Origin of the sequence: Streptomyces sp. NBC_01233, from assembly GCF_035989305.1 — a bacterium.
Classification (GTDB): domain Bacteria; phylum Actinomycetota; class Actinomycetes; order Streptomycetales; family Streptomycetaceae; genus Streptomyces.
On the sequence record NZ_CP108514.1, the window covers coordinates 8,949,475 to 8,966,372 of the forward strand.

Sequence of the window (16,898 nt, forward strand, 5' to 3'; positions counted from 1 at the left end):
GCGGCAGATGATCGAAAGAAGAGCCCGGTGGATCGCGTCGGAAAACGACGTGATCCACCGGGCTCCCCGAGGCCGGCCAAGTGCCCATACGGCATCTTCGGTGCGGTGCAGCGGATCCGAACGGTCCGAGGAGCGGGTCGAGTCAGCCGAGTGTCGCGGAGATGAGGACGTAACCGAACTCCGGCGTGCTGGTGAACTCGCGCGTCGCCGAGATCATGGCATCCACCTCGGCCGCGTTCCCGTTCTCCACCAGTTGCTCTCGCACGGCGTCCCAGGCGTCGGCGAGGAGAGTCCCCGTGCGCGCCACGTTGTCGCTGATGTCCAGCACGTCGAGATCGGTGAAGCCATGCGAGGACAGTTGGGCGAGATAGTCGTCCAAGGAGCTGAACGAGTGCACGCCGAACGTCTCGCAGATCCGGTCGACTGCCTTCATGCCGGCCTCGCTGATCGGTGTCCGCAGCACGAAATCAGCGATCGCCAGCCGGCTGTTCGGACGCAGCACACGCGCCGTTTCCGAAAGCACCTGCTCGCGGTCCGGGACGTGGAACAGTGACTCCAGTGCCCAGGCGGCGTCGAACGAGTCGTCCGGGAACGGCATCCGCATCGCGTCTGCGTACTCGAAGGTCGCACGGTCCGAGAGGCCCGCTTCGGTGGCACCGACCCGAGCCTGCTCCACTTGGGACTCGCTGATCGTGATGCCGACCAATCGCACCGGATGGGCTCGGAGCAGCCGGAGGGCAGGCATGCCGATCCCGCAGCCGATGTCGAGCACGTTCTGTCCCGGCTGTGGCTTCAGGAGATCGATCATCAGGTCCGTGAGCCGCTCCGTCGCCACTTGCGGAAGCGCGTCGTCGGCGTCGTCGTGCCAGTACCCGTTGTGCAGGTTGCCGCCCCAGCGGTCCCGTATCTTCCCTGCCACGCGAACTTTTCCGCTGCCGTTGTAGAAATTCGCGACGTCGTTGTTCATGTCGGATGAGCCGACCGTCATGGCGTCACTTCCTTACGAGAATTGGATACCGCTGCGGACCGGGTAGAATTCAATCAATCCCGCGGATCGGCCAAAAGTGGACCTTCGTACACGCGAGCCCCCGCGGGAATCCGGCGGACATGAATCCGATAGAACCGAAAGAGGGTTCCGGTACTGCGGCGTCAGCTCTTCATTCTGTGATGGCCGTCCGCTGACACCGGGTACGAGACCGCCTGACCGCCACTGCGGTGGGGCCGTCAGGCCCACTCAGTCGATCAGACGGCTGGACAACGCCCGCTGGTCGTCCGCTGTCCAGCCGTGGTCGGCGAGCCAGCGGCGGATTCCGCCGAACCGGTCATCGAGGGTGTCGAGCAGATCGCGCATGTAAGCCGGACGCGGCAACAGGCTCGCGAACGGCCGGGCGTTGATGTCGGCGGCGTACAGGGGGTTGCCGCGCAGCCGCTCCGCGATCTCGGCCATCTGCTCGCCGGACCGCACATAGTCCACGACGATGGCTTCCCTGCTCACCCCGATCGCGTCGAGAGTCAGCGCGCACACCACCCCGGTTCGGTCCTTGCCCATCGCGCAATGCACCAGCGTCGGTCCCGTTCCGTGCGCGATGATGCGCAGCGCCGCGACCACGGAGTCGGGCCGTTCGGTGCAGTACCGGAGATAGTGCCCGGTTGATCCTGCGGGCCGGGGCCGCCCGTCCGCGGCCGTCCGGTGCCAAGGCATCGCCCGGTCGGTGTCCACCCGGTCCGCGCCCGGCGGAGAGTCGGCGAGCAGCGACAGGTTGTGGATCGTGACACCGGGAACCCGGGCCAGCGGCCCAGGACCTTCGCGGCGTACCTCGGTGCTGCTGCGCAGATCGATGACCTCGCGTACGCCGAGCGTCCGCGTGAGATGTTCGACGTCCGCCGGGGTGAGGTCCTGAAGGCCGCCCGACCGGATGAGCCGTCCGAACTGGGTGACGGCGTCGCCCGTGGTGGTCAGTCCGCCCAGATCGCGGACGTTCAACGCGCCCGCCAACTTGACCCTGTGCATGCCGGAACTCATCGCGGAACCTCCGAGCTCGCCACCAGGGGCGGCGGTCCCGGGTCCGTGGTGTCCGAGGCAGGGCGAAATCGGCCCGGGACACGTCCGTATGCTATTCCACGCCAATTCGGCAAGCCGCGATGGAGGAATCCGCGGACGGGCCCGGAGGCGGTCTGGATCGCGAACACAGTGAGCCTTTCTCGGTATCGCACGGTTGCTGGCCGAAATGGTCCAGGTCACTCAGGAATCAGACTGGTGAAATGAAGGTTCAGCGGAGAGCGTCGACCAGTGAATCGACGAGCGTGTCGACTCGAGGAGCGGTGCGCAGTGCCCATGCCGACTCGACTATCCTCTCTGCCTTCTCGCGGGTGGTGTTGATCGTCGAGTTGAGCATGAACTTGGTCGTCAGCTCATCGGGCGAGAGCGGGTTGTCGGGGCCACCGCGGTTGGTCAGAACCTCCACGGTGCGGCAAGTTCCGTCGGTCAGCTCGGCCGTCAGTATCGCGGGGAAGCGCAGCGGGAAGAGTGCGGTGCACCGTGGATCAGACACCACCCGAACCTTCGCGGCCAGTGTGAGACGCTCGGGCTCCAGCGCTGCCTTGTCGGTGAAGTCCTCGTGGAACACACCGAGTCCACCACCGCCGAGCAGTGCCGAGGCGACCGTGAACGGGCCGCTGAACGCACTGTGATATCCGGACTCCGGCTGAGCCTTCTCCGCGTGCGGCTCGCCGATCGTGTGCACCACCGGAGCCGGCACACCGAGCGTCAGCGCCACGATCGACTGCGGTTCCACCCCTGCCGCCCGGAGGCGACGGGCCGCATCGATGCCCGCATGGGTGAAGTGGTTGCAGGGATAGGGCTTGAAGAAGACCCCCGGTGTCTCCCAGCGCTTGCCCAGGTCGTCGGTGATCCGGCCCACATCCACCCGGTCGCCGCAGAACGCCTGCAGGAAGCCGAACCGGCCCTCCAGCACGGTCGGCGGTCCGGTCAGTCCGTGTCGCGCGAGCTCGGCCGCAATGACACCCGAGTGAGCCGCCCAACCGCAGTGGACACGCTTGACGGTGCCACCCGTGCGGTTGGCCTCGATCACACCGGAACCCATGCTGCAGGCGATGCCGATCGCGGACGTCAGCTCCGCCTCGTCGAGCCCGCGCAGCATGCCCGCTGCCACGGCCGCACCAACGGCACCGCAAATCGAGGTGGCATGCTGGCCCCGGTCGAAGAAGACCGAGTTCCTGGCCACCGGGTCGTAGCCGGCCATGCCCAGTCGGCAGGTCACCTCCACGCCCACAGTGGCGGCGTCGAGCAGCGCGGAGCCGGAGGCTCCTACCTCCTCGGCTACGGCGAGTGCGGCGGGAATCACCGCCGCCGACGGGTGGAGCACCGACGGCAGGTGGGTGTCGTCGAAGTCGAGGCTGTGCGCCAGCGTGCCGTTCACCAGCGCGGCCGACGGCGCGGGTACCCGAGTCCGCATGCCGATGGCGGTGGCGACCGGAGCGCCTGCCCAGGTTCCGGCAACCGTGGAGACTATGCGTGCCGGTTCCTCACTCACCGCGGCGAGGCTGTTGCCGATCAGGTCGACCACCCGGCCGGCCATGTCGACCCGCAACTCGTCGGGCAGGCCCGTGCGGGCCACCCTCGCGGCCAAGGCCGCGAGCTGCTGGGCAGGCGTTCGGGTCATCGGGTCGTCCCCCTCTTCTCAAGTGAGTCGGCCAGCGTGACCAGCCAGCGCGCATTTGCGATCAGAGCGGGGTCGACGAACCGCCCCAGCTCGTCCAGCCAGGCCGCCTCATCGTGAGCCCGCTGCCCCTCCAGCCACGTGCGGGCGTCGGAGACCTCCTCCGGATCCGGAGTGAACAGGCGGTTCACCACGTCCACCTGACGGGGATGCACCACCGACCGGCCGAAGAAGCCGGCTCCCTTGCCCGTCACGGTGTCCTCGGCCAGGCCGTCGAGGTCTGCGACGTTCGTCCACACGGCGAGGGGCGGGCTGGGCAGCCCCGCGGCCCTGCTCGCATTGACCAGGCGCTGTCGCGCCCAGGTCAGGGCCGAGCGGTCGCGCAGCCGTAGATCGGCCATCAGGTCGGCCTCGCCGAGGGAGAGCGCGGCGACCAGCGGGTGCGCCGTGGCGAGGCGGAACGCATTCTCCACACCGAGCGCGGACTCGACGATGGGCTGCACCGGCAGTCCCACCCGCTCCATGACGGCGCGGACGGCGTCCGGCTCCTCCGCCTTCGGCAGCCGCAGCCCGGCGGCCGCCGAACCCGCGAGGGCGCTGAGATCGGCCCCACCCCACGGGGTGTCAAGCGAGTTGACACGTACCCAGAGCGGCTTCGGCTGTTCCGCCGACACCGCGGCCACGGCGTTGCGCCGCGCCTCGTCCTTGGCGCGGCCGGGCACGGCGTCCTCCAGGTCGAGGACGACCGCGTCGGCGCTTCCCGCCATGGCCTTGGCGAGCAACTCGATCCGGTGCGCGGGAACGTACAGCCATGAGCGCGCAAGTTCGATCACCGCGTACCTCTTGAGGCAGTAGCGTGTGGCATGTGCTTCTCCCTGTGCGTTATTTCCCCGGTCATGACGACGCGCGACTGGCTTTCCGGGAGGTGGGTGAGGGGCGACCTCTGGTGCTGTTGCACGGATTCTTCTCGCTCGCGACCCACCAGTGGGTCCGCCCCGGCCACGCCGCGGCGCTCGCCGCACTCGGCCACCGGGTGATCATGCCGGACCTGCGGGGACACGGCGACAGTGCCAGACCGCACGATCCCGGGAGCTACCCGCGTGACGTGCTGGCCGACGACGCCTTCGCGCTCGTCGAGCACCTCGGACTCGCCGATTACGACCTCGCGGGATACTCGCTGGGCGGGCGGACCGTGGTCCGCATGCTGGCCCGCGGCGCCACACCCGGGCGTGCCGTCGTCGCCGGCCAGGGCATGGAACAGATCACTGCTGAGGGCGGCGGCAGCGTCAGCGTGCTGGTCCGGCGCGTGTGCACGGGCCTGGGCACCTTCGAACCCGGCACCGCCGAATGGAAGGTGGAGCAGTGGCTCAGATCCATCGGGGGTGACCCGGTCGCACTCCTGCGGGTCCTGGACACGGTCATCGCCACTCCCACCGAGACGGTGACACGAATTCAGATACCGACGCTCGTGGTGGCGGGTGCCGACGACGACCGTGTCCGGTCCACCGAGGCGCTCGCCGCCGCGCTGCCCGCCGGCAGCCACACCGTGGTGCCGGGCGACCACTCGACCGCGATCGCCGCACCGGAGATGGGCGTGGCGATCGCAGTCTACCTCCGTGATCAGTAACGGCGCTCGCCATCACCGCTGATCGGCGACCACCACTGGCTGTAGTTCGTCCCGCCGTCGCCGAAGATGCCGCCGTACCCCTCGACGACCTTGCCGTTCTCCCACTTGAGCATCTGCACCCCGGAGATGTCGAGCACGTCGAACGGCGACGTGGCGCCCTCCGGAGCCCCGGCACGCACCGCGTGGATCTTATTGGCGTCGATCGAGTAGCCGTCCTCGTTGTTGATCAGCAGCGTGATGGGCTGCATGGCCCACGACCCGCCGGACGCCTCCAGCATCGCCTGCACGTACGCCATGAAGTCGTCGATGCCGAGACGCCAGCCGGCGTGTGCGTGGTTACCCGGAGCCAGGAAGCGCAGGTTCTCCGACCAGTACAGCGCGGTCTTCTCACGGTCACCGGAGCTCACCGCCTGGTACGCGGCGGCGACCAGTTCGGGGGTGATCTCAACCATCTCAGTTCTCCTGTTCGTTGCGCCGGGTATCCCGGTCGTCTGTGGTTTCTTCAAGAGTGGTGAGCCATTCGTTGACCACGCCAGCGGTGGAGTCCGCGTGCTCCTCCATGATCGTGAAATGGTCACCGGGGGCGGGGACGGCCGCATCGTGGAGCGACCAGCCCGGCCCCCATTCGTCGTCGGCCAACGGAACGCCCGTCACGTCCGGCAGGGCGTCCGCCGCGCGGACGAAGAGCGTGGGGGTTGCGACCGGGAGCGGCTCCCAATCGCCGAACGCCTCGAAATATCCGCCCATCGCGGTCAACGACACGTGGTCCATCGACACGAACTGCTCACGCCGCGAGAACAGGCCCCCGGTGAAGGCCTGTTGGAGCCGCGGGTTCATCTCGCGCGGCAGGTACGTATCGACGAGTACTACCGCCGCCGCCGGGTGGCCCGCCTTTTCCAGACGCTCGCCGACGGCATGGGCGATCCAGCCGCCGGATGAGTATCCGAGTAGCGCGAACGGCTCCCCGCCCGCCTGCTCAAGGACCGCTTGAGCCTGCATCTCGACCAGGACGTCCACATCGGCCGGAAGGAGCTCCCCAGCGACGAATCCCGGCTCCGGCAGGACGACAGTGTCCCGGACTCCACGCAGCGCGCCCGCGAAGCGCGCGTACTGGTGGGCTCCGGACATGGCGACCACGGCGGGGAAGCAGATCAAGGTGGTGCGCGGGCCGCGCGTCAGTGGTACTGGGTGAGGCCGTTGTGTGAGGTCTTCGCTGGTTTCGAAGACGGTACGGAAGTGCGCCGCCAGGCGGACCAGCTCCATGCCCTCGTCGATCCGGTCCGCCGCGCAGGCCTGCCGGAAGAGGGCGCCGAGGGTGTCCGTCGTACTGGGAGCGGGAGCGTCGTTGCTACCGGTTCCCGTGTCGGACAGCTCGTTGAGCAGGAAGCTCGTGAGCGCGGGAGGCGTCGGGTGGTCGAACACGACTGTTGTCGACAACCGCAGCCCTGTCAACCGCTCCAGCCGGTTCCGTAGATCCACTGCGGTGAGCGAGTCGAAGCCCAACTCCGTGAACGACCGGTCCTCCTCGACCGAGACGTACCCGAGCACCGTGGCCACCTCGCCACGGAGCAGCTCGGCCAGGACCTTCTCCCGTTCCTCGACGGAAAGGCCGGCCAGCCGCGTGGGCAGATCCCCGCCGTCGGTCTGCGATACGCGTCGGTCCCGCTTCGGCCGCACCAGCCCGTGCCAGATGGGTGGCAGGTCGCCTGCGGCGCGCAGTGCCGCGGTGTCGAGGCGCATCGGTACGAGCAGTGGGTCCGGCCGATGCAGCGCGGCGTCGAACATCGCCAGCCCCTCCTGCATCGAGAACGGGACCACCCCTCCCCGTTCCAGCCGACGGCGGTCGGCGACCATGCCGTCGTCCCACGGGCCCCAGGCCAGCGATGTGCCGGGAAGACCTGCCGCGGCGCGGTGGGCGGCGAGTGCGTCGAGGAAGGTGTTGCCCGCGGCGTAGTTGGCCTGCCCGGCAGAGCCGAGGACGCCCGCAGCCGAGGAGAACAGCACGAAGGCGTCAAGGTCGTGGTCCTGCGCCAACTCATGCAAGTTCCAGGCGGCGTCGACCTTGGACCGAAGCACGCCGGTGAGTCGTTCCGGAGTGAGCGACGCCAGCACACCGTCATCGAGGACACCTGCGACATGCACGACCGCACCGAGCCGGCGGCCGGCCAACACGGCTGCGAGTGCCGTCCGATCGGCCACGTCGCAGGCATGTGCGACCACCTCGGCCCCTGCCTCTGCCAGCTCTTCGAGAAGCTCCGGCATACCCGGAGCGGCTTTCCCGCGGCGGCTGAGCAAGAGCAGGTCCCGAGCGCCGTGCACCGCGACGAGATGCCGGGCGACGGCCCGGCCGAGCGCGCCGGACGCCCCGGTGACGAGCACCGTCCCGTTGGAGAACGGCGCCGCCGTCGCGGCCGCCGGTCCCGTGACCGGTGTCAGACGGGGCACCTCCACGAGACCCCCGCGGATCGCCGCCTGCGGTTCGCCCGAGGCCAGCACCGCGGCCAGGGCGCGTGCGTCCACTGTCGGAGCGTCCGAGTCGACCAGCGTGAGTCGTCCGGGGTACTCGGCCTGTGCTGCGCGCACGAGGCCCCAGACCGGCGCCGCGGTGATGGTCGTGACTGCCGCGCCGGTTGCGCCCCACGTCGTCAGCACGAGGTGGCTGGCCGCGAACCGTTCGTCCGCCAGCCAGGACTGAAGGAATCCCAGGATGCGCTTCGTCAGGTCGGCGGCAGCGGCCGGCACGGCGCCGTCGGTGTCGGGCACGACCGGGAGGAAGACCACGTCCGGTACCTCTCCCGACCCGTCCGCGGCCGTACGCAGCGCAGCGAGGTCGGCGTACGACTCCACCGACGTCACGTGGCCACCAGCACCGGTCAGCCAGGACGCTTCCTCGCCGAGCACCGCCCAACGCACGATGCCGGTGGCGCCCTGCGATGCGGGGAGCCGACCCCAGCTCACTTCGTACAGCGATCGGCTCGACCCGGTCTCCGCCAGGTCGGGCAGTGGCCGAAGGGTCAGCCGCCCGATCGTGCCGGCCCGCCGTCCGTCCACCTCGCTCATGTGGAGGGCCACGGCATCTTTGCCCGCAGCCGATATCCGCACTCGCAGCGTCTCCGCACCCGGAGCCGTCATCCGCACCCCGCTCCAGGCGAACGGCAGGCTCGCCCGGGCCGCCGTGGAGTCGACGAAGTCTCCGAGACCCACCGCGTGCAGCGCGGAGTCGAGCAGAGCGGGATGCACGACGTACTGTTCCGCCCCGGCCCGTGCCTGCTCGGGGAGCGACACCTCGGCGTACACCTCTTCTCCGGACCGCCACGCGGCGCGCAGTCCGCGGAAGGCGGTGCCGTAACGCAGTCCCTTCTCCTCCAACCGCTCGTACACGGAATCCAGGTCTACCGGCACGGCGTTCCGCGGCGGCCACGGCTCGGTGTGCTCCTGCTCCTCGGTTGCCTCGGCAGAGACCGTCAGGACACCAGTCGCGTGACGGGTCCACGGCTCCACCGATCCCGACGGGCGAGAGTGGATCCGCACGGGGCGCCGGCCGTCGGTGTCCGACACCCCGACGGCGAGCCGCAGGTCGACGGCGGCATGCTCGGGAATCACCAGCGGCGTCTCCAGCGTGAGCTCGTCGAGTATCTGGCAGCCAGACTCCTCACCGGCGTGCAGTGCGAGATCGACGAACGCAGTGCCGGGCAGCAGGACGTTGTCGCCGACCGCGTGGTCGGCCAACCACGCATGGGTGGCGAGCGAGAGCTGGCCCGAGAACACGAGCACGTCCGCGTCGGAGATCACAGCGGAGAGCAGTGGGTGGTGTGTGGTGTCGAGTCCGGTGGTGGGGTGGCTGGGTGTTTCGGTGGAGTTGAGCCAGTAGTGGTGGTGTTGGAAGGGGTAGGTGGGGAGGGGTGTGGTGTGGGGGTGGGTGTGGTTGTAGTAGGTGGTCCAGTTGGGGTTGGTGCCTTGGGTGGTGAGGTGGGCGAGGGTGGTGGTGATGGTGTGGGTTTCGGGGTGTTTGTGGTGGAGGGTGGGGTGGGTGTTGGTGGGGAGGTGGGGGGTGAGTGTGGTGTTGGGGCCGATTTCGAGGTAGGTGGTGTGGTTTTGGTTGGTGAGGGTGGTGATGGCGTCGGCGAAGCGGACGGTGTTGCGGGCGTGTTGGATCCAGTAGTCGGGGGTGGCCATGGTGGTGGGGGTGATGGGTTGGCCGGTGAGGGTGGAGATGAGGGGGATGGTGGGTGGGTGGTAGGTGAGTTGTTCGAGGGTGGTGCGGAATTCGTTGAGGATGGGTTCCATGAGGGGGGAGTGGAAGGCGTGGGAGACGTGGAGTTGTTTGGTGTGGTGGCCTGTTTGGCGGGCTTGTTCGGTGATGGTGTTGACGGCGGTGGTGGTGCCGGAGATGACGAGGCTGGTGGGGCTGTTGATGGCGGCGATGGCGATCTGGCCGGTGTAGTCCTCGAGGAGGGGTAGGACGTCGGTTTCGGGGAGGTTGATGGATGCCATGGTGCCGTTGGGGGGGAGGGTTTGCATGAGGCGTGCGCGGGTGGTGATGAGGGTGGCGGCGTCGTTGAGGGTGAGGATGCCGGCGATGTGTGCGGCGCTGATTTCGCCGATGGAGTGGCCGGTGAGGGTGGTGGGGTGGATGCCCCAGGATTCCCAGAGTCGGTAGAGGGCGGTGTGGAGGGCGAAGAGGGCGGGTTGGGCGTATTGGGTTTGGTTGATGAGTTCGGGGTCGGTGTTGTTGGTGCCGAAGATGATGTCGTGGAGGGGGTGGGGGAGGTGGGGGTCGATGGCGGCGCAGGCGGTGTCGAAGGCGTCGGCGTAGGCGGGGTAGGTGTTGTAGAGCTGTTGGCCCATGGCGTGGCGTTGGGTGCCTTGGCCGGAGAAGATCATGGCGAGGCGGTTGTTGTCGGTGGCGCGGCCGGTGATGACGGTGGGGGCGGGCTCGTTGTTGGCGAGTGCGGTGAGTCCGGTGCGCAGGGTGTTGAGGGTGCTGCCGGTGATGACGGCGCGGTGTTCGAAGGTGGTGCGGGTGGTGGCCAGGGCGTAGGCGATGTCGAGGGGGTTGCTGTCGTCGGTGAGGTGGTTGGTGAGGCGTTGGGCTTGTTCGGTGAGTGCTTGAGGGGTCTTCGCGGACAGCACCCAGGGCACCACGGGCAGGGTGGTCGGTGTGGTGGGGGTGCTGGTGTCAGCTTCTTCGGTGTCGTCGGTGGGGGGTTGTTCGATGATGATGTGGGCGTTGGTGCCGCTGACGCCGAAGGAGGAGATGCCTGCCCGGCGGGGGTGGTTGGTGTCGGGCCAGGGCTGGTTTTCGGTGAGGAGTTCGACGGCGCCGGTGGTCCAGTCGACTTCGGTGGTGGGCTGGTCGACGTGGAGGGTGCGGGGGAGGACGCCGTGGTGCATGGCCTGGACCATTTTGATGATGCCGGCGGCGCCGGCGGCGGCTTGGGTGTGGCCGATGTTCGATTTCACCGATCCGAGCCAGAGGGGTGTTTCGCGGTTTTGGCCGTAGGTGGCGAGGAGTGCTTGGGCTTCGATGGGGTCGCCGAGGCGGGTGCCGGTTCCGTGGGCTTCGACGGCGTCGATGTCCGCCGGGGTGAGGCCGGCGTTGGCGAGTGCCTGCTGGATGACGCGTTGCTGGGAGGGGCCGTTGGGTGCGGTGAGTCCGTTGGAGGCGCCGTCCTGGTTCACGGCGGATCCCCGCATTACGGCGAGGACGGGGTGGCCGTTTCGGCGGGCGTCGGACAGCCGCTCGAGGAGGAGGAGTCCTATGCCTTCGCCCCAGCCGGTGCCGTCGGCGGAGTCGGAGAAGGCCTTGCACCGTCCGTCCGCCGAAAGTCCGCGTTGGCGGCTGAATTCGATGAAGGTGGTGGGGGTGGACATGATGGTGACGCCGCCGGCGAGGGCCATGGTGCATTCGCCGTTGCGTAGTGCTTGGGCTGCGAGGTGGAGGGCGACGAGGGACGAGGAGCAGGCGGTGTCGATGCTGACGGCGGGGCCTTCGAGGCCGAAGGTGTAGGAGATTCGGCCGGAGGCGATGCTGGCTGCGCTGCCGTTGCCGAGGTGTCCGGCTGCTTCTTCGGGGGCGTGGGTGAAGCGGGCGGCGTAGTCGTTGTACATGATGCCGGTGAAGACGCCGGTGCGGCTGCCGCGTAGTGAGCGTGGGTTGATGCCGGCACGTTCGAAGGTTTCCCAGGAGGTTTCCAGCAACAGCCGCTGCTGGGGGTCCATCGCCAGTGCCTCGCGGGGGGAGATGCCGAAAAGGCCGGCGTCGAACTCCGCTGCGTCGTGCAGGAACCCGCCCTCACGACAATAGGTGGTACCGGACGAGTCCACGTCAGGGCTGTAGATCGCTGCCGTGTCCCAGCCACGGTTGACCGGAAATGCCGAGATGGCGTCTTTGCCGGAGTGGACGAGCCTCCACAACTCCTCCGGTGCCGTCACCCCGCCGGGGTAGCGGCACGCCATGCCCACGATGACGATCGGGTCGTCTTCGGTGGCGCGGACGGTGGCCGACACAAGGTCCTTGGCGTCGCTGACGAAGAGGCTGGCCCTTAGATGGTTGACGAGGGCGAGAGGTGTCGGGTGGTCGAAGACGAGCGTCGCGGGGAGGCTGAGACCGGTCGTGGTGTTGAGACGATTGCGGAACTCGACGGCCGTGAGCGAGTCGAAGCCGATGTCGCGGAACGCCAAGTCCGCCTCGATCGCCTCCGGACTGACGTGCCCGAGCACCGAGGCTGCCTGGGCGCGTACCAGCGTGAGCAGCGTCGAGTCCTGTTCCTCGCGCGACAATCGCTGCAACCGGTCGGTGAGCGTCGCCTCGGCCGATCCGTGCGCCGCGCGGCGACGGGGTGCCGGAACGAGGCTGTGCAGCAGCGCCGGAACGGTTCCGCCAGAGCCGGCGAAGGCGCGGGCGTCGAGGTGCACGGGAACCAGGACGCTGCTATCGGACATAACGGCGGCGTCGAACAGGCGCAGCCCCTCCTCCTCACGCAGGGGCGGCATCCCCGCCCTCCGCACGTGTGACGCGGCCATGCCGGTGTCCCACATACCCCAGGCGAGGCTGACGGTGCGGTGCCCAAGGCTCGAGCGATGCTGTGCCAATGCGTCCAGGCAGGCGTTGGCGGCGGCGTAGTTGGCCTGGCCGGGCGAGCCGAGGGTAGCCGCTGCCGAGGAGAAGAGGACGAAGGCCGACAGGTTGAGGTGCCGAGTGAGATCGTCCAGATGCCGGGCGGCCGTGGCCTTCGGAGCGAACACCTCGTGAATGTGCTCAGGGGTCTGGCTCGTGAGGACGGCATCGTGGAGGACGCCCGCGCAGTGCACGACCGCGTTGAGCGGTCGGCCTTCCAGAGCTTGGGCGAGCTGGACCGGGTCGCTGACGTCACAGGCGATGTGCTCGACGTGGGCGCCTGCACTGCTGAGTTCGGCACGTAGGTCGTCGGGGAGGGCACCGCGGCTCAGCAGGAGCAGATCGCGGGCGCCGTGGGTGTGCACGAGGTGGCGGGCGATGATGGTACCCAATGCGCCGGTCGCCCCCGTGATCAAGACGGTGCCGTCGGCCCAGCGGGGGGCGGCGCATTTCTCCGAAGAGGCTCGCACCAGGCGCGGTACGTAGGCCTGTCCGTTCCGCAGCGCGATCTGGGGTTCGTCGGAACGCCACGCGTCCACCAACGACGGTCCGAACTCCTCCGCGTCGACGAGCGCGAAACGGTCCGGGTGCTCGGACTGCGCGGACCGCAGTAGACCCCATACCGCAGCGTTGGCGAGTGCTCGGGCCGAGTCGTCCGACATGTCCGTGTCGAGCAGGAGGGAGCCGCTGGTGACCAGGACCAGACTGGTGGAGGTGAACCGCTCGTCCCTCAACCACCGTTGGGTCAAAGCGAGCGCTTCGACGGCCGCGCCCTCGGGAGACGATGAGCGGAACGGCATCAGTACGGCATCAGGGGCCGGTCCCTCCAGGCCGTCGAGTTCGTCCAGCGCGGAGACCAATACACACTGGTGGGGAGAGCGGCGCTGCGGCACAGGGGTCCAGTGAGTACGGAAGAGCGAGTCGTCACGGGACGGGGCTGCACCCTCTTGCAGCAGCGGACGCAGGCGCAGGCGATCGACGGTGAGGACGGGATGCCCGGCTGAGTCTGCGAGTAGCAGCGACACTGCATCCGAACCGGCCGGGGACAGCCGGACCCGCAAGTGCCGTGCACTGACCGCGTGGAGGGACACGCCGGTCCACGCGAACGGCACGGAGGAGGCCGGATCCTCCAGGAACGCCCCGAGTCCGATGGCGTGCAGCGCGGAGTCGAGGAGCGCCGGGTGGACGCCGAACCGGTCGGTGTCCGCCTGCTGGCTGTCGTCGAGTGCGACCTCGGCGAACATCACTCCGTCACGTTCCCAGGCTGATCGGAGTCCTTGGAAGAAGGGCCCGTACCGCAGCGCTCCGAGCTGTTCGTAGAAGCCGCCGATGTCCAGCGGGACGGCATGGGCAGGCGGCCACGCGACGAGGTCGTCGGCCGGCGAGACAGCGGCGGATGTCAGCCGTCCCTCGGCGTGCTTCGTCCAGACGTCGTCGGGCGTCCTACGGGAGTACACGGTCAGCTGTCGACCGTCGGCATCGGGCTCACTGAGCAGCATCTGCAGGTGCACCGTGCCGTCGTCAGGCAGCAACAGCAGGGCGTTGAGGGTGAGTTCGGCGATGTGAGGGTGTCCGGTCTGCTGTCCGGCGTGCAGCGCGAGCTCGACGAAACCGGCACCGGGGAACAGGACCGCGCCGTGCACGGAGTGGTCGGCGAGCCAGGGGTGCGACGCCACCGAGATCGTACCGGTCAGCACCATCCGGTCGTCGTCCGCGAGAGTGATCACTTCCGCCAACAGCGGGTGATCCGCCCCGGACGGGCTGGGTGTTTCGGTGGAGTTGAGCCAGTAGTGGTGGTGTTGGAAGGGGTAGGTGGGGAGGGGTGTGGTGTGGGGGTGGGTGTGGTTGTAGTAGGTGGTCCAGTTGGGGTTGGTGCCTTGGGTGGTGAGGTGGGCGAGGGTGGTGGTGATGGTGTGGGTTTCGGGGTGTTTGTGGTGGAGGGTGGGGTGGGTGTTGGTGGGGAGGTGGGGGGTGAGTGTGGTGTTGGGGCCGATTTCGAGGTAGGTGGTGTGGTTTTGGTTGGTGAGGGTGGTGATGGCGTCGGCGAAGCGGACGGTGTTGCGGGCGTGTTGGATCCAGTAGTCGGGGGTGGCCATGGTGGTGGGGGTGATGGGTTGGCCGGTGAGGGTGGAGATGAGGGGGATGGTGGGTGGGTGGTAGGTGAGTTGTTCGAGGGTGGTGCGGAATTCGTTGAGGATGGGTTCCATGAGGGGGGAGTGGAAGGCGTGGGAGACGTGGAGTTGTTTGGTGTGGTGGCCTGTTTGGCGGGTTTGTTCGGTGATGGTGTTGACGGCTGTTTTGTCGCCGGAGATGACGAGGCTGGTGGGGCTGTTGATGGCGGCGATGGCGACGTTGTGGGTGTGGTTTTCGAGTAGGGGTTGTATTTGGTCTTCGGGGAGGTTGATGGATGCCATGGTGCCGTTGGGGGGGAGGGTTTGCATGAGGCGTGCGCGGGTGGTGATGAGGGTGGCGGCGTCGTTGAGGGTGAGGATGCCGGCGATGTGTGCGGCGCTGATTTCGCCGATGGAGTGGCCGGTGAGGGTGGTGGGGTGGATGCCCCAGGATTCCCAGAGTCGGTAGAGGGCGGTGTGGAGGGCGAAGAGGGCGGGTTGGGCGTATTGGGTTTGGTTGATGAGTTCGGGGTCGGTGTTGTTGGTGCCGAAGATGATGTCGTGGAGGGGGTGGGGGAGGTGGGGGTCGATGGCGGCGCAGGCGGTGTCGAAGGCGTCGGCGTAGGCGGGGTAGGTGTTGTAGAGCTGTTGGCCCATGGCGTGGCGTTGGGTGCCTTGGCCGGAGAAGATCATGGCGAGGCGGTTGTTGTCGGTGGCGCGGCCGGTGATGACGGTGGGGGCGGGCTCGTTGTTGGCGAGTGCGGTGAGTCCGGTGCGCAGGGTGTTGAGGGTGCTGCCGGTGATGACGGCGCGGTGTTCGAAGGTGGTGCGGGTGGTGGCCAGGGCGTAGGCGATGTCGAGGGGGTTGCTGTCGTCGGTGAGGTGGTTGGTGAGGCGTTGGGCTTGTTCGGTGAGTGCTTGAGGGGTCTTCGCGGAGAGTAGCCAGGGGATGACCGGCAGGGTGGTCGGAGCGGCGGGCTGCTCGGCCTCGTTGTCGTTGCTGTCGTCTACGGGGGGTTCTTCGAGGATGACGTGGGCGTTGGTGCCGCTGAACCCGAACGAGGAGACGCCCGCACGACGGCGCTCGTCCTGTGGTTGCCAAGGCTGGTTTTCGGTGAGCAGTTCAATGGCGCCGGTGGTCCAGTCGACTTCGGTGGTGGGCTGGTCGACGTGGAGGGTGCGGGGGAGGACGCCGTGGTGCATGGCCTGGACCATTTTGATGATGCCGGCGACGCCGGCGGCGGCCTGGGTGTGGCCGATGTTCGACTTCAGCGATCCGAGCCAGAGGGGTGTTTCGCGGTTTTGGCCGTAGGTGGCGAGGAGGGCCTGGGCTTCGATGGGGTCGCCGAGGCGGGTGCCGGTTCCGTGGGCCTCGACGACGTCGATCTGGTTGGAGCGAAGGCCGGCGTCGATGAGCGCATCACGGATGACCCGTTGCTGTGAGGGGCCGTTGGGTGCCGTCAGTCCGTTGGAGGCGCCGTCCTGGTTCACGGCCGTACCGCGTATGACGGCGAGGACGGGGTGGCCGTTACGGCGCGCATCCGACAACCGCTCGACCAGCAGGATGCCGGCGCCTTCGGCCCAGCCGGTGCCGTCGGCGGAGTCGGAGAAGGCCTTGCACCGTCCGTCGGAGGAGAGTCCCTGCTGCCGACTGAAGTCGATGAACGGCGCAGGACTCGCCATGACGGTCACACCGCCGACCAGCGCCAGCGAACACTCGGAGCGGCGTAGCGTCTGTACCGCGAGGTGGAGCGCGACGAGGGAGGAGGAACAGGCGGTGTCGATGGTGACCGCCGGACCTTCGAGTCCCAGCGTGTAGGCGAGCCGTCCGGACGCGATGCTGCCCGAGTTGCCGGTGCCGAGGTAGCCCTCGACGACATCGGGGATCTTGGGCAGGCGGGAGGCGTAGTCGTGGTACATCACGCCGACGAACACACCGGTTCGGCTGCCCCGCAACGCGTCCGAAGAGATGCCGGAGCGTTCGACGGCCTCCCAGGTCGTTTCCAGGAGCAGGCGCTGCTGGGGGTCCATCGCCAGGGCTTCGCGGGGCGAGATGCCGAAGAAGCCTGCGTCGAACTCCGCTGCTTCGTAAAGGAATCCGCCCTGGTGGGTGTCGCTGCTGCCAGCCTTGCCCGTGCTCAGTGCGTCCAGGTCCCAGCCGCGGTTGAGCGGGAATCCGCCGATGGCGTCCACGCCCTCCGAGGCCACCCGCCACAGCTCCTCCGGGGTGCCGACGCCTCCGGGATAGCGGCAGGCCATGCCGACGATCGCGATCGGCTCGTGGCTCCGCTCCTCGGCTGACCGCAGCTGTTGCCGCGCCTCACGCAGCTCGTTGGTCAACCGCTTGAGGTATTGGAGCG

At 68.3% G+C, this 16,898-nt stretch carries 6 protein-coding genes and 1 pseudogene; 1 reads left to right on the forward strand and 6 read right to left on the reverse strand.

Annotated elements, in window-relative coordinates:
- Positions 1-142: 142 nt before the first annotated feature.
- From OG332_RS41665 to OG332_RS41680, 4 genes are all read right to left on the reverse strand, one after another.
- On the reverse strand, positions 143-988 hold the full coding sequence (locus OG332_RS41665) for a methyltransferase domain-containing protein (protein ID WP_327418319.1): 846 nt from the start codon (positions 986-988) through the stop codon (positions 143-145).
- Positions 989-1,234: 246 nt separating this feature from the next.
- Complete coding sequence (locus tag OG332_RS41670) at positions 1,235-2,011, reverse strand: tyrosine-protein phosphatase (RefSeq protein ID WP_327418320.1); 777 nt, start codon at positions 2,009-2,011, stop codon at positions 1,235-1,237.
- Between the two features lie 259 nt (positions 2,012-2,270).
- A complete protein-coding gene (locus OG332_RS41675; RefSeq protein ID WP_327418321.1) occupies positions 2,271-3,683 on the reverse strand; it encodes an MmgE/PrpD family protein in 1,413 nt (470 codons plus the stop codon).
- Complete coding sequence (locus OG332_RS41680; RefSeq protein WP_327418322.1) at positions 3,680-4,513, reverse strand: HpcH/HpaI aldolase/citrate lyase family protein; 834 nt, start codon at positions 4,511-4,513, stop codon at positions 3,680-3,682. Before OG332_RS41680 ends, OG332_RS41675 begins: the two co-directional genes overlap by 4 nt.
- 113 nt (positions 4,514-4,626) lie before the next feature.
- On the opposite strand from OG332_RS41680, the gene OG332_RS41685 reads away from it, so the two are divergent.
- Positions 4,627-5,307 carry an alpha/beta fold hydrolase gene (locus OG332_RS41685; protein WP_327418323.1) on the forward strand — a complete coding sequence of 227 codons (681 nt, stop codon included), beginning with the start codon at positions 4,627-4,629 and terminating at the stop codon, positions 5,305-5,307.
- On the opposite strand, the gene OG332_RS41690 is transcribed toward OG332_RS41685, so the two are convergent.
- Entirely contained in the window at positions 5,301-5,759 is a 459-nt protein-coding gene (locus tag OG332_RS41690; RefSeq protein WP_327418324.1) for a nuclear transport factor 2 family protein, read from the reverse strand. The two genes, OG332_RS41685 and OG332_RS41690, sit on opposite strands and share 7 nt — an antisense overlap.
- A gap of 1 nt (position 5,760) precedes the next feature.
- A pseudogene (locus OG332_RS41695) lies at positions 5,761-16,818 on the reverse strand (SDR family NAD(P)-dependent oxidoreductase); the annotation flags it as partial.
- Positions 16,819-16,898: the final 80 nt, after the last annotated feature.